At 38.1% G+C, this 1240-nt stretch carries 1 protein-coding gene; it reads left to right on the top strand.

All coding sequences use genetic code 11. The annotated features are described in order from the left end of the window. A partial coding sequence (aspA, locus tag V7S50_RS33960; RefSeq protein WP_336584462.1) for an aspartate ammonia-lyase occupies nt 1–1240 on the top strand: 1240 nt, incomplete at both ends.

The raw sequence follows: 1240 nt of genomic DNA, 5'->3' as shown, positions 1-1240 counted from the left end.
GTTTAATTAGAGCGTTCGCAGTTGTAAAAAAAGCTGCAGCGCTTGCTAATACAGATGTAGGAAGATTAGAATTGAACAAGGGCGGCGCGATCGCAGAAGCTGCTCAAGAAATTCTTGATGGAAAATGGCATGATCATTTCATCGTAGATCCAATCCAAGGCGGAGCAGGTACTTCAATGAACATGAATGCAAATGAAGTCATTGCCAATCGTGCACTTGAATTATTAGGAATGGAAAAGGGAGACTATCATTATATTAGTCCAAATAGTCATGTAAACATGGCACAATCAACAAACGATGCATTCCCAACGGCGATTCATATCGCAACATTAAACGCATTAGAAGGTTTATTACAAACGATGGGTTATATGAACGATGTATTTGAATTAAAAGCAGAACAGTTCGATCATGTAATTAAAATGGGTCGTACACATTTACAAGACGCTGTGCCAATTCGTCTTGGACAAGAATTTAAAGCATACTCTCGTGTACTTGAACGTGATATGAAACGAATTCAACAATCACGTCAACACTTATATGAAGTAAATATGGGAGCAACTGCAGTTGGTACAGGCTTAAATGCAGATCCAGAATATATTGAAGCGGTTGTAAAACATTTAGCTGCAATTAGTGAACTACCACTTGTTGGTGCAGAAGACTTAGTAGATGCAACGCAAAATACGGATGCTTATACTGAAGTATCTGCAGCACTTAAAGTATGTATGATGAATATGTCTAAAATTGCGAATGACCTTCGCTTAATGGCATCAGGTCCACGTGTTGGTTTAGCAGAAATTATGTTACCAGCTCGTCAACCAGGTTCATCTATTATGCCAGGGAAAGTAAACCCTGTTATGCCAGAAGTAATTAATCAAATTGCTTTCCAAGTAATTGGTAATGACCATACAATTTGCCTTGCTTCAGAAGCAGGACAATTAGAATTAAATGTTATGGAACCAGTACTTGTTTTCAACTTACTACAATCAATTAGCATTATGAATAACGGTTTCCGTGCCTTTACAGATAATTGCTTAAAAGGAATTGAAGCGAATGAAGATCGCTTAAAAGAGTATGTTGAGAAGAGTGTAGGAATTATTACAGCCGTGAACCCTCATATCGGTTATGAAGCAGCAGCTCGTGTTGCAAAAGAAGCAATCGCGACAGGGCAATCCGTTCGAGAACTTTGTGTGAAAAATGGTGTATTGTCACAAGAAGATTTAGAGTTAATTCTAGATCCATT

Origin of the sequence: Bacillus sp. CCNWLW194, from assembly GCF_037120585.1 — a bacterium.
Lineage (GTDB): Bacteria > Bacillota > Bacilli > Bacillales > Bacillaceae_G > Bacillus_A > Bacillus_A basilensis.
This window is presented reverse-complemented; position numbering and strand designations above follow the sequence as displayed.